Consider the following 23,446-nt stretch of genomic DNA (forward strand, 5'->3'; position numbering starts at 1 on the left):
CATCTCGATAGCCAGGGAGGTGGCGGTATCACCAGGCGGCGCCTGCAATGTCGCTATTATAGCCAGGAAGCTCGGCCTAAGGGTTTCGGTTGTGGATAGGGTTGGTAATGACTTATTCGGTGACTTACTAATCAAGGAATTAGAGGGGGCAGGTGTTGACACAAAACTCCTCAAACGCATTAACGGGCCCACAACCATATCCAATAATATAATTGGTGGCGAAGGACATGCCTTCCTAGGCTATGTTGGGGTCAACGCGGACCTCGGCATTGACGACCTAGACGCGCAAGTATTTAATGGCGTAGATGCCGTTTATGTTAGTGGGTTTAATGCATCAATCTCGCGTAAAGCCGCTAGGGAATTATTAAGGATAGTGAGTCTCATTAGGAATTACCCAGTGAAGCTATTCCTCGACGTTGGGCCAGCCCGTGATAACCTAGACATAGTAATGGCCATGGTTAGGCAGGCTGATGTCGTCTTCATGAATAGGGAGGAGGCCGGTAGGCTCTTTGGCGATTCATTACCCAGTACCATTAACTCCCTGGCTAGCCTTGGAATCAATGCTATAATTAAGCTAGGAGACAACGGGGCAATACTAATACATAAGGGCGAGACCAGGCACTGCAAACCATACACACCCAGCAGGATTATAACCACCGTGGGGGCTGGCGACACATTCAACGCCGCCTACATAGCTGGCACGATCAAGGGCCTAGATCCTGAGGAGGCATGCGACCTAGGTAATAGGGTAGCCTCAATGAGACTCAACTACCTAACACCCAAGGATCTACCAGACCTTAGGCACATGGTGGATTGCTAGTAGATCTCATGTTGATCAAGGCTGGAATGCCCTCCGACTAGCATTAATATTAATATGAACATGTATTCATTAAGTTACTAAATAGTAAACTAGAGCTATACTCTTTTAAAGACGTAACTAATAACCGTGTACCGTGAGGGTAATACTACACACAGCAAAGGGGCCATATGAATATAAAACACCGAGCGGCGAATCTGTGTGGATATGCATGTGCGGGCTTAGCGATACGTACCCAATATGTAGCGGTAAGCACAAGTTGGTTAGGGATGAGGATGAGAGGAGTGTGTATATTTACGATCAAACAGGCAATAGGTTAGGCACCATAGATTTGAACGTTGACGTTAGTAAGTTGAGGAAAGTCTAACGTAACATCTCGTATTTCTACATACCGTTTTGCTGCAGGTAAATCCTCAAACCCAAGCTGGTGGTCTCTGATGTTTTTGATCATGCGCTCCGGAGCCCTCTTAGATAGGTCCTCTAGGACTATGGCGCCCTTGGTTTCAAGGATCTCCTTAACGATAAGCCTAGCTAACTTCCTCTTAGTAGCATAATTTATAGCTCAATGATGGCACTATGGACACACTTATACCTTAAGTAGGAAATGATTTATAAGTCCTATATGGTTTTTATAAGTATGGAGTTCTTAAAAAATCATGCATTGGATTTCTTAAGTTACGCTAGACTTCTACTACGTGATGGTAGATATAATCTGTCATTATTCTCATTGGAGCAAGCATTACAGCTAGGTTTAAAATACTACATTTCTAAATTGACGGGTTCTTTCCCGAAAACGCATGATGTAGTAGACTTATTAAAGAGAATCATAGAGCTTACGGGAAACAAAAAACTCAAAGAGATCTTAGACGCAGAAATCCCTACCTTAAATTTATTAAAACAAGCTTATATTGCCTCAAGATATTTACCTATCAATTATGATAAAGAGGCCGTTGAAAAGGCATTAAGCGTCGTTGAGGCGATATTAAATGAGCTGGGAATATCTTAAGAGGAAGTGGGACGAGAGGAAAGAATTCCTCAATAACGCTAGGCATTATGTGAGGTTGATTAAGGAGGTCTGCGTTAAGAAGGTAGATCCGGAATGCAGAGTAATACTCTTCGGCTCTGTTGCAAGGGGTAATTATAGAGATGACAGCGATGTGGATGTGTTAATAATTACTGACAAGGCTAAAGGCATATGGGATAAGGTAAACATTGAGGTTATTATCGAGAGAGAATTAAACATAGGAGATCCATTCGAATTCCATGTAGTAACAAATAGTGAATATGAAAATTGGTATAAGAAATTCATAGACATTTACGAAGAATTTTAGCGAGCTAATCCCCTTCAGAGTAGGGAAAACCCTAAGCAAAGTTTCAATTAACCACTGAAACGCGCCGATTTTGTATAGCCGATATCTCTCATCTTGGAAGGGACAAAGATCCCCCTCATCCAAAAGGATCATCGTTCCCACCATCGGCTCGACTCTCACTTGACGGGCAGTAGGGGCGTCAGAACTTCCCTTAAAGGAGGTGTATGGATTTCCCGCATATTCAAAAGTGGTTGCGCGAGATTGGTTTTTAAGCGTTAGGGATGCCCTAACGATAATGACCAAACAACGATCCATTAATTATAGAACTAGTGTGCTTGGGTTGACCTCGATTGGTCATTTCATAAATGATGGTAATATGTGGTTGATACCGGGTATCATACTGCCTGTTCTCAATCAGGTCGGTGTTAACTACGCAATTATTGGGTTGCTCTCGGCATTATATGCGGCGGTGTCTGCGTTGGCGAGCCCGTTGGTGCCCATGAGCATTAGGTGGCTTGGTGGGCATATGAGGGCCATGGCTCTCGGGATGTTCCTTTGGGCATTCGCCATAGGGCTCTCCGCAATTGGCTTCCTGGTGCACGACTTATTTCTCGTGTATGTAGGTGTTGTGTTAGCCGGTGTTGGTGCCGCGTATTACCACCCAATAGGTAGTGCCCTACTCTCAGCAACATATGGTGGAAGTGCGGGTGCGGCGTTAGGCATAAATGGCGCCTTCGGGAGCCTAGGTAGGACGCTGTATCCACTAATTGGTTCAATACTTGTTTTTGCAGGTGCCGTGAGTGCTGTGTATAATCTATGGATTTTGGCTCTCATGACAGGCGTTGTGGGTGTCGGTGTTTTCATGTACGGTATCTACAGATTCGATATCTCGACCTACGAAAGAAGGGGTGGTAAGGGTGACCCACCATCAAGTACTAATGCCCTTAGAGCCTCAATAATGCTGATCGCCCTGCTCTTCCTAATAACATTGCTCAGAAACACTGCCGGCCAGGGTGTACAGACGTTCCTGGGCATATACATTAACAAGGTGCTTGGGGTAAAGTTAGGCGTGAGTTACGGTGAAATCCTGTCCATACTATTGGCCTCAGCAATAATAGGGCAACCAATCCTCGGCTGGTTAAGTGACAGGGTTGGTAGGAGGTTGATAGCTTCCCTCTCAACCTTCGCCTTCGCAATACTCTTCATAGTATTCATATACACGGGCAATCTGGTAGTGGCGTTTTTCGCAATAATGTTTGTACTAAGCAACTTCCCACTAATAATGGCTGTGCTCGGCGATTTATTCCCGAGGGAACAGGTTAGTTGGGCTACATCGATTGTTTGGAATGGCGCCGTGACTGGCGGTAACGTCCTTGGCTCACTGATAACGGGCCTGCTGGCCCAGTACTTCGTGCCGATATATGGTGAGGTTGGTGCCCTGGAGCACGCATTGTTAATAATGATGATTCTAGCATTCATATCAGGTGCACTGTGGTTAGCAGTCCCCAAGCCACCTAAGAGGACCAGGGTACCACTTTTTGGCTGATTAAACGTAAATTAATACATTAAAGGTACCCACCCTAATTAATGAGTGATGGCCAGGTTCAAGTTCCCAAACGGTGTTGAACTGGAACTGATGAAGGGCGATATAACGGAGGTTGAGGCAGACGCCATAGTTAATGCGGCAAACTCGTACCTGGAGCATGGAGGCGGCGTTGCCGGCGCAATTGTTAGGAGGGGTGGTTACGTGATCCAGGAGGAATCCAGGGAGTGGGTTAGGAAGTACGGCCCTGTACCTGTGGGCGGCGTGGCGGTGACCAGCGCAGGCAGGCTTAAGGCTAAGTACGTGATACATGCGGTAGGCCCTAGGTGCGGCGTCGAACCTATTGAGAAGCTTGGTGAAGCAGTCATAAACGCGTTGAGGAAGGCTGAGGAGCTTGGCTTAAACAGCATTGCTTTTCCAGCCATAAGTACGGGAATATTCGGTTGCCCATACGATACAGCGGCCCGGATTATGGCTGAGGCCATCAAAAATGAGGCACCTAGGTTAAGGAGTTTGAAGAGGATAATAGTGTGCCTATACACGGATGATGCGTTTAACGCGTTTAATAACGTATTTAACGAGGTACTCGCAAGCTTCAAACTCACGACTTAGATCAGCAGGGTGTGTTCATATCACGGCTCAACAATCCTGGCTCTCATCATTAAAAACCACCGAGTTAAATGAGTATTAAAATTACGTGATCATCAGTAAGGGGTGATTTCATCAATGTTCAGGCCGGAAACCTTCGCATCACTTGCATTACCAAGAGGCGGCTTACTTTAAATACCTATGTCGCGCACAACTTTTATTAATTACAATCAATTTCTCTTCATAATATGAAGACCTGGTTATTAGTAGTACTAGCCTTCGCGGCTGGGCTTAGTGGCATGGCTGTGGCAGCAAACATGAATGGTGTTTTGGCATACATAAGCTACCACCTAGCAATACCGCCACCACCAACATACACCGTGGTCTCGGCATACATAAACCTAGGCAACCTAACGCCAGGTGAAAGCGGTACCGCAAGCGCTACCGCCCAATTATACGTTAACTCCTCGGGCTACTTCAAGGTGCAACTTCATCACGAGGGTATGGATGATGTTTTCAGCAACTTCACAGTAGTCATCACAATAGGTAATCAAACACTAACACTTAATTTACACAGGGATGAGGCAATCGTGTACCTGGCACCTGGTAACTATACCGTGTCAATAACCGTGTACTACACAGTTAAGCCTAACCCACACGGTCCACCCAATGTTGTTAACAAGCCACTAATAACCATAAAACCCGCAGGCGAGCATGAGCATGAAGAGACAAGCAATAACAGCACAAATGCCCAGGGTAACGAGGAAGAAGATTAGTTAGTATTTAGTATAATGAATGTAGTTTTTTTTTTTTTTTCACTTCAAAAACAGGGCTTTTACCTAGTTATTTTACCTAACGGGTTTCTGCTTCTTACCCAGCAAAACAGCCTTTAAACTAACCCCATTAACCATGACAACTCTAAACCTAACACCGGGCAGGTCGCCATAAGCCCTACCCTCAGGCCCACCAATCCTCTCAATAATAACCTCATCATGCTCATTAATCACATTCAAACCACCATCCCACGGAACGAACGCTGTAACCACCTTTCCATTCTTCGTAATTTGGACCCTCACGCAATTGCCCGTAACGAAGCCATTGGCTACGAAGTTGTGGTGCTCACTCTCTGTCGTGACATCCCACAACCTATCACTCCAGTTCACGGGCCTCACCTCAGCAACGACATCCCATACAAGCCCTGACTTGCCAAGCCCCAGCGTGGCCTCATTAACCCACTCATTGAATGGCGCCAACCTAGCTGTCCTACCCACATACTTACTATTCCCAATACCCCTCAACCACTTATACACCGTAGCCCTACTAATGCCAAACCACCTACTCCTAACGATTCTAATTATTTCGTCACTAACGTAACCACTAGAGGCAAGTTCTCTGGTGAATCTATAGGCCTCAACATACCTCTGCCTATCAATAACCTTCCTGCGCAGGTACTCGTAAGCCAATAAGGCTAGGAAGTCACGCTCCCTATCGTATGCATAACCAATCTTACCAAAGAACCTCATCAAGTTATCGGTATTGCTAAGTATGCTTATGCCAAGCCTAACCGTCCTGGTACCATCCTTCCTAACCACACCGGGGCGTCTAGATATTGCCGAGGTCTCGACACCGAACTCCGAGAGTAATGTCTTAATGTCGCTTAGGAATTCGACACCCTGCTCAACCACGTCCTCGGCCTTGTGAATAACGAGGGTTGGTGGTTGGAAGGTCCTACCATTCCTACTAACCCTAGGCCTCTCCAACTCACTACCGAAGTATGTGGCTAGGAACTCGGCCTTAACATCCAGCGGCGCCTCCATGATCCACCTCGGCACTCTAAAGCCCTGGACAGCCTTATCACCAACGGGTACACCCAACGCCTTAAAGAATGTGAATAGTGCTATGGAATTCACAAAGACAACGTAGGACCTACCCCTAATCACCTGGGTCAACCCATTGCTCCAGGTAACCGTGCTCTCCCTATAATACTCGTTAACCCTTGAGACCCTAAACCCAAGCTCAGCCAAATCCTGGGTTATTTCCTCGAGGTCCTCAAGGTCCCCACTAAAGGCTATCCTACCCTCATACCCATTACCACCTCTAACGTAGCTTAACGACCCATCACCAAACAGATGCCCGACAAGCCTGGCAATCCTATAGATATTCCTATTATTATACTTAAGTGGAAGTAGGCCAAGCCCCCTGAGCTTACTTAATATTTCATCAACCTTCGAATTCGGCGGTGCAGCCCTCCTAATGTCCTCCTCAGTCAGTACGACCCTATCATCGTTAGGGGCTGCGGCGTCGATAGGCTCCCTGGGGTACACGGCAACGTAATCGCCAGGCCTAACATCCTTAAGCGGAATCACACCCCTGCCAGTGTATATTGGGTGATCCCCACTGGCTATCAGTCTCCTACCATAGATGGTCCTCAACTCGTAAACCCCATCCTCCTTAAACTCCTCAGGCTCTATGTAGAAGAAATCAACCAGTCTCGTCTCCTCAATGGCCTTATTATCTCTGTTAAGATGTATTATTGTTACGTCACGCCAACGCCCATCAAGACTTACGATGCTAGTCGCCACCCTGGGCGTTAGGTTAATCCGCGTGTCCGGCGTGACGCATTTCCGCACGGCTGCGTTTGGTTTTCTTGCCTCCACACCTACCTTCTCCAGTACTATGCCTCTAGCCATTGGTGCTCCCTCCAGTGGGTCAAACTTCTTGGCTATGCCCAGGGCTCTTCTCTTGTAGTATGTGTCGCTCCACCTAAACCTCCTCCTCTTCTCCTTCAATCCTCTTGCAGCGAACATTCCTAGCGGCGATTTTTTACCTGGCATTGTGCTTCACGTTGATTTAAGGGCTTATTTACTTTTTCCTCACGTTATTGCCCCTGCTCCGGCGACACTATCCTTATTCTATCAATATCGAAGTACCGCTTTGCAAGTAATTTTGCCCTGTTTATGTTTTTACCCTGCTTTCCAATTGCTATTGCCTTGTCCTCGCTATGAACCGTAGCTACTGCGACACTACCGTTGTTTGGAAGCTTTGTTATCTTGACGGATATTACCCTGGCTGGGTATAGGCTGTTTTTAATCAATTCCTCGGGCGTTTCGCCATACTCAACAACCTCCACATCCTTACCCGTTAATTCCTTTAATTTCCTGATGTTTATTCCATTCTTACCGACTGCGAGTGGCGCGAAGTTTTTATCGACTATGAAGATTATCCTGTTGTATTGATCATCAATTACAGTATCCCTAGGCGTTATGCCAGTTATCTTCTCAAACAATGCCACATACCGAATCTCCTCCTCTGTTAACCTAATGCTGGGCATTATTATCACCCTCCACGTTGACTGGCAAGAGCTAATATATTGCTTTCTCCTGGATCGATTATGGCTATCGTTGATATTTTGAACGGCTTCCTAACGGCTGCGCCCAGATCCCAGCTTGATCCTTGGAACACGTAGATGGGTATATTAGTTATTTTAGCGTAGTACTGCACATTGTTCGCTACCTCCACAGGCGCATTTGATGCTAGTATTACAAGTTTTGCTGAGCCATCCATCACAGCCTTTATCGATTCCCTATAACCAAGTATTACCTTACCTGTGCTTAGTGCGACCTGGAGTTCTCGTGAGATATCAATCATTCAAGACAGCCCTGAAGAAACACTATTTAAACCTATTGCTAACGTGGCGCCTTAATATTATGTTATTCGAATTCCATTAGTAATTGAACTATACCAGTACCAATCGGTATATACTTACCAGCAAGGACACTCTCGACGACACCCCTAAATTGCTCGTTCTCACCCCTTATTGATGCCTCCACAAGATTCTTAACAGTAACCTCAAAGGCAGCCCTAGCCAATGGACTCTCCTTCTCACCAACAACACCATGCCTACCAACCTGCCTAACCCTACCTGTCCAGGTCATTACATCGGAGATAAGCATCAAGTGCCTTATATCTGTGTCCAAACCCTGTTGGTCGAGGACCTTCTTCAACTCCCTCATAATGACAGTCCTAGCAGCCTCGATTCCGAGTACCTCGGCAACCTCGTGAATATCGTTGGATATAGTCCTCCTATAATCAACACCGTCTAATGTGAGTACGGCTTCTAAGTTTGTGCCCTCGGTCTCTATGATCCACTCACCATCCTTGTACCTAACGAGTGTCTTCTTAACATTCTTAATACCAGCCAACCTTGTCTGCATTATCTTATCCCTAACCCTCCTCAGCTTAATAATGTCGGCGTTTTCCAACGTGATTCTAATAACATTACCTTCAAACTCCACCTGGGCACCCTTACCCTTAATCCTCTCCACAACCTTCCTAACATCATCCATACTCAACCCCCTCTGTCTCAATTCATCCTCATCAATCTCTATTGTTATCTGCGAATTTATGTAGTCAATCTCAACGCTCCTTGTCACATTCTCTATTGTTGTTAGTTGAATCCTGTAGGCAACCTCCTGGGCCTTGTTTGGATCATTCCTATGTTCCTCATCTAGGTATATCGTCATCATGGGAACAGAAGGCTTCCTCCTCGCATCAACAAGCTCTATCATTCTAGGCAAACCAAGAGCCATCGAGAACTCCCTAAGGCCTGCGAAGTGGAATGACCTAAGTATCATTTGCGTACTTGGCTCACCAACAGATTGCGCAGTGACTATGCCAATGGCTTCGCCTGGATCAACAAGCATTTTATAATATTCATTCACTAAAATCTTGATTAATTCCACGAATTGTTCCCTATTTAACGGCTTATTTGCTAATTTATTCCTTAACTCATCAATTATTCTCCTAGGTAATATGCCGGCCAACTGGACTAAGACATTATTCAACTCCTCCTGAGTAACAACGTTCGTGCCTGACATATCCATCACCCACCCAATCCAGCTCTCCTTAGTATCTCATCAATATTAAGCCTGCCATGATCGCTCTTGCTTACATCAATACCGTCCTCCGCATACCTCGTCTGTATTATTGAGCCAGACGCGTTCCTCACCGTACCATCGTAGGCAACGTATATATCCTGTAACGCATTAATCAACCTCCTCTGCATGTAACCACTCTGGGCAGTTCTCACTGCCGTATCCACAAGGCCATCCCTACCGCCAGCCGCATGGAAGAAGAACTCTAGTGGCGTTAATCCTGTCTTGAAGTTATTCCTAACGAATCCCTTAGCCATTGGTCCTAGGTCGCCGGGTTCGAAGTGCGCCGTTGTCCTTCCATAAAATCCTCTCTTAAACCTCTCGCCCCTAATCGTTTGTTGACCGAGCATTGCGACCATCTGGGTTATATTGACAATACTACCCCTGGCGCCTGTCTTAGCCATTATGTACGCATCGCCGTCCTTATTTATATACTTCTCAACAATACGCGCAGCTGCCTCCCTAGCCCTACTCAACTCTATTGTTACGTCGTTCTCAAGCGTCTCCTCAATGGTTAAGCCAGGCTCGGCCTCGAGCCTACCCTCCCTAAACCTCTGTATGTATTCGAGAACCTTCTTCTCACTATCTTCATAGAGCTTTGTGAGCTCGTTATAACTATCCAGAGGCATCTCCAGCGAATCAATACCCATGGTGAATCCCCTTAGATCTAGGAATCTGAGTAATGCCCTTAGTATCGAGTCAACCCACTTCCTCGCGTAGTCGTTACCATACCTCTTGACAATAACGTGCCATAGAGAATCAACCTGCTCAGCACCTATTGACTTCTTATCCAAAACTCCGGTTGCCATGTAGCCATTAACGATTATTATATACTCATCGGTGTAGCAGTTGTATGGATCCTTACAACTCTCCTTTATTGCTGTCGGTTGCACCCAGTTGAGGTCCTTGGGTAGGAGCATTGATATTACCTGCTTGCCCGTCCAGAGCTCCCTTGGATGCATTATGGCCGGCTCCTCAATCTCCCCATCATAATTAGCCGCAGCCAGTAGGTACATGAGTAATTCCTTATTTACGAAGGTGTCCTTCCTAGTGAGTAGGTAACCACCTGTTATGTAATCCTGCCTGGCGCCTATGATTGGCCCACCATATCTCGGTGTTATTATGTGGTTTTGGACAATCATTAATGTCCTAGTCTCAGCCCTCGCCTCCTCATTCTGTGGAACATGTAGGTTCATCTCATCGCCATCGAAATCGGCATTGTAGGGCGGACAGACTGCGAGATGTAGCCTAAATGTCCTGCCAGGTAACACCCTAACTAGGTGCCCCATTATTGACATCCTGTGGAGGCTTGGTTGCCTGTTGAATAGTACTATGTCGCCATTCATTAGGTGCCTCTCCACAATGAAGCCTGGCGCCAGTTTGTTCGCCAATTCACGCCTATCCCTAAAGTACCTGAGATCAACCCTCCTACCGTCTGGGTAAACAACGTAATTAGCGCCAGGCCATACCTCAGGGCCATTAAGGACAAGCTGCCTCGCTAAGTCCATGTTCCACTCCGTTACCTGCATTGGCACAGTTAATATCCTAGCCACATCCATGGGTACACCAACCTCATTTATGCTGAGGTTCGGGTCCGGACTTATGACAGTTCTCGCCGAGAAGTCAACCCTCTTACCTGACAAACTACCCCTAAACCTACCCTCCTTACCCTTAAGTCTTTGGGCCAACGTCTTCAGTGGTCTACCGCTTCTATGCTTAACCGGTGGTAGGTTGGGTAGTTCGTTATTGAAGTACGTGGCAACATGATACTGCAGCAAGTCCCATAGCTGGTCAACAACACTGCTCGGCGCACCCGACTCTATCGCCGTCCTCAACTTCTCATTAACCCTAACAATATCGACAAGCTTGTGCGTTAAGTCATCCTCACTCCTCTGCCCAGTCTCCAACTGTATTGATGGCCTAACCTGGGGTGGTGGTACAGGTAGTACGGTGAGGACAGCCCATTCAGGCCTTGCAACCTTCGAATCCCAACCTAGTAGCTCAAGATCACCATCTGGTATCTTTTCGAGTCTCTCCCTAATCTTTATTGGATCCAGCTTCTCCAAAACCCCATTCTCCTTCTCTTCATAAAAGGCATACGGTCTCTCAAACCTAACCTTATACTGCTTAGCACCGCAGTGCGGGCATGTTGTCCTCTCCATAGCCCTCTTCCTAATCCTCTCAATGAGCCTATCGGCAAGTAATTTCCACCTAACCCTCAACCTCTCAAGTCTCTTCCGGTACTTCTCAATCTCCTCATCCGTTAATAATACCCTGCCGCACTCCCTGCAGGTAGCCCTTAGTAGTTCGTGTATGTACCTGACGTACTCAACATGAATGACGGGTCTCGCCAATTCAATCCTGCCAAAGTGACCAGGGCATCTATCGGGTGGATTACCGCAGGTCTCACACCTAGAACCTGGCTCAACAACGCCGAGCCTCCTATCCATTAAGCCGCCAACCATTGGTCTGCCAGCCTCGTCGTAGGTTTCCGATGTGGTTATTTCCATCACGGACATTGACCTTATCACGTCAGGTGAGAGTAACGCAAACCTAATGGACTTGATAGCCTTGAGCGATATCTCCTCCTCCCGAATCGCTACCCTCTCGGTCTGGGCCATTACCCATCACCTCCTACCAACCGACATAAAAACCTTATCAAGCCCTCCTCTCCTCAATTAAATCACCCAACTCAATTCTTGGGTATATGCCGAGACTCATTAACTCCTGAAGCAATAACTTGAATGCGTAGGGCACTGTAACCCTGGCAATCCTACCCTTATCACCATGTATTGGGCATACAGGCTTACCCTTATTCGTATCATACCAGGCTATCATACCGCAATCCTCGCACACATACATGGTGTACTTATCGCTCGACTCCACAAGCCTCTCCCTAAGTAATGCAGCCGCGCCATGGGCTATCAAGACGTCCCTCTCCATCTCACCAAGCCTAAGACCACCCTCCCTAGACCTACCCTCGGTTGGTTGCCTAGTCAGTATCTGCACTGGACCCCTAGCCCTGGCGTGTATCTTATCAGCAACCATGTGGTGAAGCTTCTGGTAATAAACAACTCCAATGAATACGTCTGCCTCAAGCTTCCTACCCGTCAATCCGCTATACATCACCTCCTTACCATCCCACCTAAAGCCTGACCGTATTAGTAAGTCCCTAAGCTCCTCCTCGTTAACTCCCTCGAATGGTGTGGCATCGATCATAACGCCTCTAAGGGCAGCCACCTTACCAGCCATTGACTCAAGCAATTGCCCAACCGTCATTCTACTGGGTAATGCGTGTGGATTTACGATTATGTCGGGTGTAATACCATCCTCTGTGAATGGCATGTCTACCATGGGAATCATCATACCCATCACACCCTTCTGCCCATGCCTACTCGCAAACTTATCACCAAGTTCGGGTATCCTCAACTCCCTAACCTTAACCTTAACAAGCTTATACCCCTCGTTAGTCTCGGTTATGACCACGTTATCAACGATACCCTTCTCACCACGCCTAACCGTTATTGATGAATCCCTCCTAGCACTGGATACCACCGTCTCTGTGTATACACCATAGAACCTCGGCGGCGAGGTCTTACCAATTAGAACCTCACCACCGGACACAAAAACCTCCGGTGATACTATGCCATCCTCATCAAGGTGGGCGTACGACTCTGGACCCTTGTAACCCCTAACCTCCGCCGATGGTATCTCTATCCTATCCTCCTCACCACCCGGATACCTCATCTGCTCCGTCTCATAGGTCCTATAGAACACGCTTCTGTACATGCCCCTCTCTATCGCTGATTTATTCAGTATGACCGCATCCTCCATATTGTAGCCTGTGTACGTCAATAGCGCAACAATCGCATTTTGACCAGCTGGTCTTCTTAGATATCCGTTTAGTTCCATACCCCTAGTTATCACTAATGGTCTCTCAGGATAGATCAACAGATGCCCTCTACTATCCATCCTAAATCTATAATTAGCGGCTGGGAACCCGAGGCTTTGCTTTGCCATTGCAGCCTCGTAAATATTCCTTGGTGATTGGTTATGCTCTGCATACGGTATTATTGATGCCACAGCACCGATCATCACTGATGGTATTATCTCCATGTGCGTGTACTTACTCATGTCCTCCTCAGGGTTTATAGCGACCAACGCATTCTCCTCCTCATCACCATCTAGATACTCCACAATGCCATTACTGATCAAGTCCGACCAAGACCACTCACCACTGCTCAACTTCTTAATGTGCTCAGGCTTAAGCTTAAGCTCGCCATTCTCGATTATTAGGACAGGCCTCCTGAGCCTACCACCGTCACAGTTCACCCTAACCTCATCAAGCGCCCCGCGGCGTATTCTCGCAACATTAATCTCATGACTTATCTGCCCCCTCCTCCTCAAATCCCTTATCGTTGTCACCAACTTATCAGGCTCCGTATGTATTCCAACCAATCTACCGTTTAGGTAGACCTCGGTACCCTTAATACCCTCCTTCCTAGCGGTTAGTATTGGCACAACACCCAAGTCATAAAGCAACTTCTCCACCTCATTCTCATCAACACCCACCGTTATTGTCGATAGGAGGGCTAAATTCTTAACCAAACCACAATTCTGGCCCTCGGGAGTCTCGATCGCGCATAACCTACCCCACTGGGTTGGGTGTAGGTCCCTTGCCTCGAAGTGCGGCTGTGCCCTACTTAGGTTTGAAACAACCCTCCTTAGGTGGCTTAGCGTTGATAATAGGTTTGTCCTATCGAGCATCTGCGAAACCCCGGTCCTACCACCTATCCAATTGCCTGTGGCTAATGCATGCCTTATCCTCTCGGTTATTATGTCAGCCCTAACCAACGTGACCAGGCTCGGCACTTTACCCCTTGAGTAATGCTTCTCAAGCTGTTGCCTCACGTCCTGAATCACTTGCCTAAACACAGCCCTGAACAACTGAGCCATTAAATCGCCAACGAGCCTAACCCTCTTATTCGCAGTATGATCCTTATCATCAGGTTCCCTACGACCTAGGTACATCTCTATGACGCCTTTCACCATCTGCCCAACCATCAACGCCTTCTTCAACCTGGCATCCTCAGTGGTGCCAAGGTGGGGTAGGAAGTATTTATCAAGGGTTTGCCTAGCCCTCTCAATCCTAACCTCCCTAGGTTGCCCAATGGCCACCTTACTACCTATGAAATCAAGCGCATCATCAACAGTGCTCGCTATTTGTATTGAGAATTGTAGTGATGGCAGTAACTCATTCTGTATGTCTGGGTCATCGCTCACAGCAAGGACTATGTCCTCGTCAGTCTCTAGGCCGAGCGCCCTCATTATTATTGGGAATGGTATCCTGGTGGCTACGACTGGGAATATGACGTATATTATGCCATCCTTATGCCTTTCTACGGTCACCGTAGTCTTAAAACCAGCGCCGATTGAGATAACCTTGGCAGTATGCGTTATGCTTGCCTTATCGCCCTTATCATAGAATGGCTTATTGGGCGCCAAATCCTCCTGCGATACGATAACCCTTTCACTACCATTTATTATGAAGTAACCGCCTGGGTCCTCGGGATCCTCAAGCTTACTGATTAATTCCTGCCGCTTAAGCCCGTATAGGTTGCAGTACCTTGAACGAACCATTATTGGTAAATCCCCAATATAGACCCTCTGCCTATCAACCTCCTCATCATTGACGTATAGGGCCATCGTTAGATAAAGCGGTGCTGCGTATGTTAGGTTCCTCAACCTAGCCTCCATCGGGTAAAGCAGGTGCTCGCTGGCGTCAGCCTCCCTAACCCTTGGCTTACCAACCTCTATCTTATCAAGCCTTATGTAGAGTCCCTTATTTTCGGTCTCAATTACACTATTTTCATTAATTATTTCCTGCAACCTCTTCTCCACAAAGTCATTGAATGAGTCGAGTTGGTGCTTCACGAGACCACCCTCCCTAATGAACGCCTCAACTAGGGCCCACCTATCGTCGGACGTGGGAAATTCGCCCCGCGCCCTCTTGGACCTGAGTATTGGTATTTGCACGGAGTCCAATGCCTTATCATGTTCAGCGTTAGGATGCTCCATGGACATCGTTTACCACCCCATGTTCAAATCACTATTTAAATCCTTTCCAGAATATTTTTTCATAAATTTAGTATTCATGCTTCGCCATAACCTAGGGAAGAACCTATTTAAATTATTTTGTTCACTCAACCAGGCACGACAAACCTGTAGGTGACAAACTCACCGGATGTATCAGACTTCCTAATTATCCTGATGACATTACCCGGCCTAGCCCCTATTGCCCTAGCCAGTGGGTCACTAGCCCTTATCCAGGGTAGTTGAAAAACCTTAGCATTCAATTGCTTAAGAATCTCCCTAACCTCCTCCTTAGGCACGATCTCCACCTTAGGCATGTACTCATGTTCAAGAATCCTCCTAAAGCGCTCCTCACCCTTACCCCTCCTCCGCGAACTCACGAAAAAATATGGGCTAACGCCCACCTATATAAACCTTTAACAAACTCAGCGCAGGCACTCACCCATAACACAACAATTAACATAGATATGTACGAGATATCGCATTGCCAACTAGGATCCCAGTTATAATGCCAATCCACATAATAGCCGCATTATTTAACGTAATGATAATATCCCCTATTGCGCAGCACCAATATGTACCACCCCATAAAGGTGCATTACTACATAGACTGCCACGTAATAAAGGTAGTTTAGGGCCACGAATATTAATGTAAGCACCACAGCAATAAGTAACGCACGTTCAATATTACACAACACAAACCAAGCAACCAATAATGAGAAAAAGAAAGAGAGAATCATAGCCATAATATTTGGAGGAAACAATAGATAATGACTTTAACTGTAAGAACAAAATATAAGGCTTATGATAGAACCTATTGTAAATATTGACGCATTCATCATAGAAAGGTTAAAGATGGCGTCATTACTAAGGCTCCCACTCAACCATCTAATGATGGGTCTATAAATAATACCGAGCAATAAAGTCAGGAGGAACGAACTAACAACAGCACCAACATAAATCGACAATGCTAACTTTATACTAACTAGCTGCTTGGGATACGTATCAATACCGACTAAGATAAACCCAGTAAGTAACGAGGCCAATAGAGGGAACTCCCAGGGCGAGTACGAACCGACAAGTGGTTTTACGCAACGCGTTATTATTTGATGGTTGGGAATAGGAATAATAAAAGCATTTTAATTTGGGGTTACCTCTGTGTTTAGTAATGAGTAATCCGTATGGTGAGTTGATTGGAGATGTTCGTAGGTTCCTCGAGCTCCTTAGTGGGGAGTTGGGTAGGGACATCACTAATTATATAAATAATGTTATTAGGGCGCCTTCCCACTACGGCTACCTGGCAATACCCGTACATAGTCTGGTTAGGGAGTATGCCAACCTTGGGGATATAATCAACAGGGTGCCCAGGCCCAGGTTGATAGGTGGTGTTGTTCTTGTCAATGGTTACTTAAATATTGATATTAATATCAATGAGTATGCAGGTATTGTGTTGAGGGCTGTGAATGGGCTTGGCGATAGGTATGGCATAAGTGATAGGTGCGTCAGGGCTAACTACATCATAGAGCACACGAGTGCGAACCCAGCTAAGCCTATGCACATTGGTCATGGTAGGAATGCCGTGCTTGGTGACTCGTTGGCTAGGTTGTTACGTTTTTGTGGTTCCTCAGTTAGGGTTCACTTCTACGTTAATGATTGCGGTGATCAAATGCCGTACGTCGGTATTGGCTACCACGTGATCAGGGACCTGGTACTTAGTAGGGTTAAGAGAGGGGCGAAGCCCGATGATGTAATCGGTATTATATACTCAATAACCTATGCCGTGAGTGAGATTAAGAGATTGAGTAAGCAAATTGAGCAATTGAGTGGTGAGGGTAGGTATGATGAGGCGAATAAATTGATAGGGGAGAGGGATGAGTGGGTCTCGGTCATTAATAACTTCCTGGAGAGGGATAAGGAGCTTACGGAAAATCTCGTTAAGGGCTTGGGTAAGTTTGAGGACCTGCCGTCAATGGTTAAGCAGTGGTCAAGGGCTTACGAGGAGGGCGATGAGTACGTTAGAAAGGTCATTAGGGAGGCTGTGGACCTCGTACTTAGGGGATTTAGGGAAACCCTGGATAGGCTAGGCATATCATTTGACTCCTGGGATTTTGAGAGCGAGGTGGCTGTCGATAATGGTGGTGTATCCAGGGTAATAAATGAACTATTGAGGAAGGCTCCTCAATATATCGAGAGGGACAACGGAGCCCTGGTCTTTAGAGCCGATAAGTATGCCCAAGACCTAAGACTTTGGGATGAGCTTAAGCTACCTAGGTACATACCAAAGGCCACATTAATTAGGAGCGATGGTACAAGCCTCTACCTAACCAGGGACATAGCCTACGCACTGTGGTACTGGGACAACTATAAGTTCGATGCCCTAATAAGGGTGATAGGTTCGGAGCAAGCGCATCCACAGGCCCAGCTTAGGTTGGCGCTATATGCTATGGGGTATCAGGAGTTGGCTAGGAAAATCATCCATTGCTCATACGAGATGGTTAATCTGGCTGGTATGAAGATGAGCGGTAGGAAGGGGGTCTACGTAACTCTCGATGAATTACTAAATGAGGCTAAGTCCAGGGTTATGGATATTGTTAAGGGTAGGTTTGGGCAAGACGAGGCTGATAGGGTGGCTGAGGCTGTGGCTGTCGGTGCTATTAGGTATTCATTCCTCTCAGTAAACCCGAACAAGCCCCTAACCTTCTCGTGGGATAAGGTCCTGAACCTAAAGCAGAATAGTGGTCCCTTCATACAGTACACATACGTGAGGGCTAACAGCATACTTGAAAAGGCGGGAAGTGTTCCAGCACTAAATCAGATACCGAGTAACATAGCGAATGAGGAGAAGGAGCTAATACTGATGCTTGGTGAGTACCCTGAGGTAATCGCCAGGTCAGCCCAGGACCTGAGGCTTGAGTACATAATTGACTATATCAATAAATTGTCGCTACTATTCAATAGTTATTATGAGAAGTACCCCGTACTTAATTCAGAACCTGGTATTAGGGAGTTTAGGTTGAACATTGTTAGTGCCGTCAAGACTGTGCTTGGCAATGCCATGGATATCCTCGGCATACCAAGGCTCAGCCGCATGTGAAACCATTACCTGGACACGTATATCCTAACAACAGCCCTATGCCAAAGCCTAGAATTAACACCAAGCCTCCTACCACTAATGGCATCAACACCCGTAACAGCCTTCTCAGCAATCTCGCTATGTATTGCTCTAGCTAGGTCGAGCACGGTTGCGTCCTTCGGGAGCAGTAATACGTCGGGTAACACGTTGCCTTCCGTATCAGTAAACCTCCTCTCATCAGCCACTGGGTAGACGGCGATCATGCCTAACACGTCGAATACCGCCGTATTTAATGCCTTCATGATACCAGTACCACCCCACCTATGCATGAAATCCTTAATCTTCTCGAGTGCGTCCTTCTGAGCCTTCGATAAGTTGCTAGAGATTATTTCGAAATCGTCATCTCCAGGTATGTACTTAACCAGGTTGGCCTTTGACGCCCTCCTTAGGGCTAGTTCGTAATCAGCACTCGTTGGGATTATTTTGTACCTATTACCGACCTCCTTAACAACCCTCTTATAATTATCCTCAGCCTCAGGTATATCCATCTTATTAGCAGCAATCACCATGGGCTTACTTAACTCCCTAAGCATTGATACGAATCCCTTGATGTCATCACTGCCCCACTTACCGAGGGGCTTCTTGTCGAGGTCTAGCTTGACCAGTGCATCGTTTATCTGCGCCTGCGTTATACCGAGTCCACTAAACCTATCGTACAGTGTGTCGAGGAGAGGCTTCTTTGCGTAGTCAACAAGCCTAACGAGCTTATCCCAATCCTTAGTCAACATCTGAACCATCCACATGACAACCTCATTAGTAAGAAACTCTATATCGGTTAATGGATCGTGGGAACCAGGCTTGATTAACCTACCCTCCTCATCCGTCGCACCGGCCATATCAACAACGTGGATAAGCACGGGAGCCCTCCTTAGGTGGTCAAGGAATTGGTTGCCCAAACCCCTACCCTGCCACGCACCAGGTACTAAACCAGCCACATCAATCAACTCCACAGGTATGAACCTATTACCCTCTATACAGATGGAGTTCCTGGGATTATCCCTAACACCGAGATCCCTACATACGCAGGGAATCCTGACATAACCAATACCGACATTAGGCTCTATGGTTGTGAAGGGGTAAGGGGCTATCTTAACATCGATCATTGTTGCCGCAGCAAAGAATGTGGACTTACCCACATTAGGCTTCCCAACAATACCTATCTGTACATGACTCTGTAACGACACAAGATTGGAGCGCTTAAGACCTTAAAAACATAGTTTTTACCTAATTTTAAGGGAGAATTATTGTACTACATTTTACGTCATTTTTGTTGTTGCTGCTGTGGTTGCTGCTTAGGCAATATGTAGATCTTATTACCAATTATTGAATTGTTTGGTATCAAAACCTTACTACCATCACCTTTAATAACCTCAGTAAATAAAATAATGTCACCACATCGTTCATAACGCCGTCCTCACCGAGCAAGTTCACGTGATCATGTACCCTAAACGGCCTCGCCAACAGTAGGAATAACCCAGCAACCGCCGGTTTCCTAGACCTTAAAGCTGACTCTGAATATAATTAATGCTAGTTAGGGAATCCGGTGACCTTAGATATAGAATAAGCATTACCAAGGTCAAGCCAAAGACCTAGCCAACACAGCTAGCGGCTTATCTCCACAAGAGACTCGGGTTCAAATCTCCGCCAGGGCTCCACGACATTGTTTTATATTCATATTTTGGGTTTTATTCCCCGTGGGTGTGGGTTTGTGGGGCCGCTTGGGCAAGCGCCTCGAGTCCATGGAACCTTTTTGGGTCATTGTTGCTGTCTCCGTATTTCGTTTGATTATAAAGTTCATCAAAAGTATCGTAATCTATCTTGCCGTCGTAAAGCATTAAAATCAACTTAGCCCTTAGGCGTTTAAGCGGGTGGCGCAAATACGGCATAATAAGCCTAAGCAACTTGGTTGCATCTTCTCCGTAAACCTTTAACCTAGCACCATTGCTTACCTCGTCCTCATACATATGGCTCTTTATCCCTAGTTTTCCCAATGCCTCCTGTAAGGCATCAAGAAAAACCCTCTTCTCACATGCTTTGCATGCCGAGATTTCTATGAGTGGCCTGGATGCGTTAAACTCGTATCTGATTGAACCGTCCCCATCCACTGCTCCGGCGATCAGCCTCGGCACATCCTCCGGTCTCAATGCCCTTATACGTTTAATCAACTCCTCACGATTCACCCACCCCCACTTATCCGCCCTGACGGTGATGAAGTATCCCACCTGTATGAGACCTGTTTCTCCGTCGTGCCACTTTATACTTATGCTCGGTCTTTGTATGGGTTGTAGAAGCAGCAGGAAAAGCACTGCGCTAATTGTGTTGGTGGTGTCTAATGACGCCTTTATGTATTTATACTTGTCGAATTCGACAAAATCAACATGCAGGTCGCTTAACGCTATACCCATGAAGTAGACTTCGTCAAATTCCACATGAACCCAATCACAAGGCTCTATCCCATACCTCCTGAGCACCTCAGCATCAACACCGATGTACTTTAGCAATGTCTCACACATCCTAATCTCATCCCAACCCAACCTCCTCAGCAAGCTCTCGATAGCCTTAACGACATTGTTTCTCGTTACCTTGCCCTCCCACCTGATACCGCACTTGGCAATCCACCTATTCAAATTTTTGCCCATGCCTAACGCATCCCCAACCCAAGTCCTCGATATGCCGAGGTCCCTAAGTATCGTTAGTAACTCGCACTTAAACTCATTATCGCCACTGCTGGCAAGCCATAGCTCGTGAACCACATCCTTAACCTTACCCGCAACCTTCTTACCAACTGCATTACCGTTGTAGCAGTTTGCCTTTACCAACTCCTCGATGAGTCTCGTGACGCAATCCTTGTCACCATTGCCTAGGCACCTCATTGCCTCCTTGATTGCTTCTTGGCAGAGCTCTATCCTCCCTGCCTGGGTGGGTTTGGGCAGGGAGGCTTCGTTGCTTGACTTTTTGTCCTCCTTGCTAGTCATCGGGCCTTTGCCGACTCTCGGCGGCCCGTTGTTGGTTTTAAACCCACCCTCAGCCAAGGCAACAATGCACTCACTTGGGTGCATAATTGAGGCACCTATGTTTGCTAAGTTCATTCATTAGCATTTTTGCTACTTCACTGCATAATTCTGCCTCCATGCACTTACTGTAAACGAAGCTCCATAGTTGGCAATTGGCTCCTCGATACGCCATCAACCATGCTATTACATGGTTTCCCCAACCCACACCAACAATCACTTTAACAACTAGATTTATAAGGCACTACGAACATGGGCACAAAACAGTAACACCAACAATGCACGCCATACTCATGAAGAGCAACTACAACCACAACAAGCACTTGATCCAACAACACACCAAGGAAAACAATAGAGAAACTACCGAAGGTAATGTTAGCATGAGAATGAAGAAGCTTCGAAATAGTTAATCAGCCGAGCCATAGGGTTGTTAGGTTGGGGAGTGTTGTGGATTGGTTTGGTGAGAAGTTAAGGCGGTGAATTACTGGGACCTGCTCAATTCGTCGATGACGTCCTTGGTTACGTTAATGACCCTGACACCCCTCTCAATAGCCTTCCTAACAATCTCAACCCTCTTCCTAAGACCCACGGTCCTGCCTATTACGATCGCCTCCTTCGTTGGATCAACCTTATCCACATCCTCCGGCCTATGCACAGTCACTAGCTTAAACCCAGTCGGGTGTAGGTTCCTGACCAGCCTGGGCTTTCCATAACCAACCTTAACCCTCTTAGGGTAACCCTTAATCTCGAGCCTTATCTTATTATCATTGCCCTTAGGCCTACGCCAACTCTCCCTGTGGGCAATCCTAAGGAACCTCCACTCATCCATCCTCATCCACCTAGGCTCCCTCCTCTCCATCAAGACCCTAATCCTCATCAAACGCCTCAACTTACCACTAAGCGAAACCCTTGGCCTAGGTAGCTTAGCCTCAACAGGTTTAGCCTCGGCTGGTCTAACCTCCTGAACAGCCTGCTGTTGCTGCTGAACCTGCTCGGCACCCTGCTGCCCAGCGGGTTGTTGCGACTCCTGCGCAACCTGCTGCCCCTGACCTCCCTGCTCTGTGGGTTGCTCAGGCTTGGTCTCCGTGGACATCGCAGAACCACCCCAACTAACACCTTTTTAAATTTACTATTAGTAAACGTACGCTATGAGAACACCACCAACATTGAGCTGCCTAGCCTCTAGGTGGGACAAGACACCCTTAGACGTGCTTAGTATTAGGATACCAACATTCCTAGCCGGTAAGTACTTCTCCTCCCATGTACGCAACTCGGAAGCCTTAGCATTAAACCTGGGCTTTATCGCACCAACATCATTTATCTTACCGAGGAGCTGGACCTTGAACTTACCACCCCTACCATCCTCAATAAACTCAATCTCACCCACATAGCCGTATCTCTGCATAACCCTGAGAACATTACCAACAAGCTTGGAAGACGGCCAAATAATCACCTCCCTATGGCCCCTAGCCTCCGCATTCTTAATCATAACCAACGCATTAGACAACACGTCAAGCAGCACCATACAACCCACGCAATAAAGGCATAGAATAAAAACTTTACTGAAAATCAGCGAAGGACCACATCATCACAAACTCAGCCGTACTCCCTAACATCACCCAAGGTAAGGGAAGGGGCGAGTTTTAAATTCCTAACAAATCCGTGTGTTATCAATTGTCCATATTTAATACCTAAACTCCCAGCACGAGCGCTTCCTTCCTATACCTGGTTAATTGAACCCAGACTAGGAGGAGCATTAAAGGTATCTCTAGTAACGGGCCTATTGCTGTAATAATGGGTACAAACGCGTACTTTGCGAATGCCGTTACCGCAATGGCTATCGCTACCTCGAAATCCCTGGCAGCCACTGAAAACCCTATTGCAGTTGAATCCGCGTAATTATATCCCAGTTTCCTTGATGTGTAGTAGCCTATGTGAAACAGTACGAAGTAGAAGGTGAGCATTACAATAGCCATCATCCATATTAGGTTTGGATATTCCATGATTCCATATCCCT

General features: G+C 46.6%; 20 protein-coding genes and 2 pseudogenes. 8 read left to right on the forward strand and 14 right to left on the reverse strand.

The features are described 5' to 3' along the window. The 7 genes from B7L70_RS06240 to B7L70_RS06270 all read left to right on the forward strand — a co-directional run. The coding region (locus B7L70_RS06240) for a carbohydrate kinase family protein (protein ID WP_162009116.1) at positions 1 to 820 on the forward strand (820 nt) is incomplete at its 5' end. Between the two features lie 133 nt (positions 821 to 953). Then, positions 954 to 1,184, forward strand: coding sequence for a CDGSH iron-sulfur domain-containing protein (locus B7L70_RS06245; RefSeq protein WP_101940249.1), 231 nt, complete (start codon positions 954 to 956; stop codon positions 1,182 to 1,184). 270 nt (positions 1,185 to 1,454) lie between these two features. Then, positions 1,455 to 1,823: a HEPN domain-containing protein gene (locus B7L70_RS06250; RefSeq protein WP_081227020.1), complete on the forward strand. Its 369-nt coding sequence runs from the start codon at positions 1,455 to 1,457 to the stop codon at positions 1,821 to 1,823. Then, positions 1,804 to 2,148 carry a nucleotidyltransferase domain-containing protein gene (locus B7L70_RS06255; RefSeq protein WP_081227021.1) on the forward strand — a complete coding sequence of 115 codons (345 nt, stop codon included), beginning with the start codon at positions 1,804 to 1,806 and terminating at the stop codon, positions 2,146 to 2,148. Before B7L70_RS06250 ends, B7L70_RS06255 begins: the two co-directional genes overlap by 20 nt. A 274-nt stretch (positions 2,149 to 2,422) precedes the next feature. Beyond that, positions 2,423 to 3,673: an MFS transporter gene (locus tag B7L70_RS06260; RefSeq protein ID WP_081227035.1), complete on the forward strand. Its 1,251-nt coding sequence runs from the start codon at positions 2,423 to 2,425 to the stop codon at positions 3,671 to 3,673. A 48-nt stretch (positions 3,674 to 3,721) separates the two neighbouring features. Beyond that, positions 3,722 to 4,282, forward strand: coding sequence for an ADP-ribose-binding protein (locus B7L70_RS06265; RefSeq protein WP_081227036.1), 561 nt, complete (start codon positions 3,722 to 3,724; stop codon positions 4,280 to 4,282). A gap of 224 nt (positions 4,283 to 4,506) precedes the next feature. Further along, positions 4,507 to 5,034 (forward strand): hypothetical protein, encoded by a 528-nt coding sequence (locus tag B7L70_RS06270; protein WP_081227022.1) that lies wholly within the window; start codon positions 4,507 to 4,509, stop codon positions 5,032 to 5,034. 72 nt (positions 5,035 to 5,106) lie between these two features. Here B7L70_RS06270 and B7L70_RS06275 read toward each other — a convergent pair whose 3' ends face one another. The 7 genes from B7L70_RS06275 to B7L70_RS06305 form a co-directional block, all read right to left on the reverse strand. Next, positions 5,107 to 7,092, reverse strand: coding sequence for a hypothetical protein (locus tag B7L70_RS06275; protein WP_081227023.1), 1,986 nt, complete (start codon positions 7,090 to 7,092; stop codon positions 5,107 to 5,109). Between the two features lie 44 nt (positions 7,093 to 7,136). After that, positions 7,137 to 7,589, reverse strand: coding sequence for a NusA-like transcription termination signal-binding factor (locus B7L70_RS06280; protein WP_081227037.1), 453 nt, complete (start codon positions 7,587 to 7,589; stop codon positions 7,137 to 7,139). 5 nt (positions 7,590 to 7,594) lie between these two features. Next, positions 7,595 to 7,906: a 50S ribosomal protein L30e gene (locus B7L70_RS06285; RefSeq protein WP_081227024.1), complete on the reverse strand. Its 312-nt coding sequence runs from the start codon at positions 7,904 to 7,906 to the stop codon at positions 7,595 to 7,597. A 62-nt stretch (positions 7,907 to 7,968) separates the two neighbouring features. Continuing rightward, a complete protein-coding gene (rpoA2, locus tag B7L70_RS06290; RefSeq protein ID WP_081227038.1) occupies positions 7,969 to 9,141 on the reverse strand; it encodes a DNA-directed RNA polymerase subunit A'' in 1,173 nt (390 codons plus the stop codon). Continuing rightward, positions 9,141 to 11,813, reverse strand: a complete 2,673-nt coding sequence (rpoA1, locus tag B7L70_RS06295; RefSeq protein ID WP_081227025.1) for a DNA-directed RNA polymerase subunit A' — start codon at positions 11,811 to 11,813, stop codon at positions 9,141 to 9,143. The genes rpoA2 and rpoA1 overlap by 1 nt, the downstream gene beginning before the upstream one ends. Before the next feature lie 37 nt (positions 11,814 to 11,850). After that, a complete protein-coding gene (locus B7L70_RS06300; RefSeq protein WP_081227026.1) occupies positions 11,851 to 15,276 on the reverse strand; it encodes a DNA-directed RNA polymerase subunit B in 3,426 nt (1,141 codons plus the stop codon). A 119-nt stretch (positions 15,277 to 15,395) separates the two neighbouring features. Then, positions 15,396 to 15,665, reverse strand: coding sequence for a DNA-directed RNA polymerase subunit H (locus B7L70_RS06305; RefSeq protein WP_081227027.1), 270 nt, complete (start codon positions 15,663 to 15,665; stop codon positions 15,396 to 15,398). 788 nt (positions 15,666 to 16,453) lie between these two features. Here B7L70_RS06305 and B7L70_RS06310 point away from each other — a divergent pair. After that, a complete protein-coding gene (locus B7L70_RS06310) occupies positions 16,454 to 18,379 on the forward strand; it encodes an arginine--tRNA ligase (protein ID WP_081227028.1) in 1,926 nt (641 codons plus the stop codon). 5 nt (positions 18,380 to 18,384) lie between these two features. On the opposite strand, the gene B7L70_RS06315 is transcribed toward B7L70_RS06310, so the two are convergent. From B7L70_RS06315 to B7L70_RS06340, 7 genes and pseudogenes are all read right to left on the reverse strand, one after another. Continuing rightward, positions 18,385 to 19,602 carry a redox-regulated ATPase YchF gene (locus B7L70_RS06315; RefSeq protein ID WP_081227029.1) on the reverse strand — a complete coding sequence of 406 codons (1,218 nt, stop codon included), beginning with the start codon at positions 19,600 to 19,602 and terminating at the stop codon, positions 18,385 to 18,387. Positions 19,603 to 19,679: 77 nt separating this feature from the next. Further along, positions 19,680 to 19,903: pseudogene (locus tag B7L70_RS14285) on the reverse strand (mechanosensitive ion channel domain-containing protein); the annotation flags it as partial. A 200-nt stretch (positions 19,904 to 20,103) separates the two neighbouring features. After that, positions 20,104 to 21,477 (reverse strand): LAGLIDADG family homing endonuclease, encoded by a 1,374-nt coding sequence (locus B7L70_RS06325; RefSeq protein WP_143701562.1) that lies wholly within the window; start codon positions 21,475 to 21,477, stop codon positions 20,104 to 20,106. After that, positions 21,464 to 21,637: a hypothetical protein gene (locus tag B7L70_RS13360; RefSeq protein ID WP_162009117.1), complete on the reverse strand. Its 174-nt coding sequence runs from the start codon at positions 21,635 to 21,637 to the stop codon at positions 21,464 to 21,466. The genes B7L70_RS06325 and B7L70_RS13360 overlap by 14 nt, the downstream gene beginning before the upstream one ends. 273 nt (positions 21,638 to 21,910) lie before the next feature. Continuing rightward, a complete protein-coding gene (locus B7L70_RS06330; protein WP_081227031.1) occupies positions 21,911 to 22,522 on the reverse strand; it encodes a 50S ribosomal protein L32e in 612 nt (203 codons plus the stop codon). 39 nt (positions 22,523 to 22,561) lie between these two features. Then, complete coding sequence (locus B7L70_RS06335) at positions 22,562 to 22,954, reverse strand: 30S ribosomal protein S8 (protein ID WP_081227032.1); 393 nt, start codon at positions 22,952 to 22,954, stop codon at positions 22,562 to 22,564. A 166-nt stretch (positions 22,955 to 23,120) separates the two neighbouring features. Continuing rightward, positions 23,121 to 23,446: pseudogene (locus B7L70_RS06340) on the reverse strand (arsenical-resistance protein); the annotation flags it as partial.

It is taken from the genome of Vulcanisaeta sp. EB80 (assembly GCF_002078205.2).

Coding starts and splice junctions, on each gene's coding strand:
- B7L70_RS06250 (WP_081227020.1), top strand. CDS start 1,455: ATGGAGTTCTTAAAAAATCATGCATTGGATTTCTTAAGTTACGCTAGA.
- B7L70_RS06255 (WP_081227021.1), top strand. CDS start 1,804: ATGAGCTGGGAATATCTTAAGAGGAAGTGGGACGAGAGGAAAGAATTC.
- B7L70_RS06260 (WP_081227035.1), top strand. CDS start 2,423: ATGACCAAACAACGATCCATTAATTATAGAACTAGTGTGCTTGGGTTG.
- B7L70_RS06265 (WP_081227036.1), top strand. CDS start 3,722: ATGGCCAGGTTCAAGTTCCCAAACGGTGTTGAACTGGAACTGATGAAG.
- B7L70_RS06270 (WP_081227022.1), top strand. CDS start 4,507: ATGAAGACCTGGTTATTAGTAGTACTAGCCTTCGCGGCTGGGCTTAGT.
- B7L70_RS06275 (WP_081227023.1), bottom strand. CDS start 7,092: ATGCCAGGTAAAAAATCGCCGCTAGGAATGTTCGCTGCAAGAGGATTG.
- B7L70_RS06280 (WP_081227037.1), bottom strand. CDS start 7,589: ATGCCCAGCATTAGGTTAACAGAGGAGGAGATTCGGTATGTGGCATTG.
- B7L70_RS06285 (WP_081227024.1), bottom strand. CDS start 7,906: ATGATTGATATCTCACGAGAACTCCAGGTCGCACTAAGCACAGGTAAG.
- rpoA2 (WP_081227038.1), bottom strand. CDS start 9,141: ATGGATATGTCAGGCACGAACGTTGTTACTCAGGAGGAGTTGAATAAT.
- rpoA1 (WP_081227025.1), bottom strand. CDS start 11,813: ATGGCCCAGACCGAGAGGGTAGCGATTCGGGAGGAGGAGATATCGCTC.
- B7L70_RS06300 (WP_081227026.1), bottom strand. CDS start 15,276: ATGTCCATGGAGCATCCTAACGCTGAACATGATAAGGCATTGGACTCC.
- B7L70_RS06310 (WP_081227028.1), top strand. CDS start 16,454: ATGAGTAATCCGTATGGTGAGTTGATTGGAGATGTTCGTAGGTTCCTC.
- B7L70_RS06325 (WP_143701562.1), bottom strand. CDS start 21,477: ATGCACCCAAGTGAGTGCATTGTTGCCTTGGCTGAGGGTGGGTTTAAA.
- B7L70_RS06330 (WP_081227031.1), bottom strand. CDS start 22,522: ATGTCCACGGAGACCAAGCCTGAGCAACCCACAGAGCAGGGAGGTCAG.
- B7L70_RS06335 (WP_081227032.1), bottom strand. CDS start 22,954: ATGGTGCTGCTTGACGTGTTGTCTAATGCGTTGGTTATGATTAAGAAT.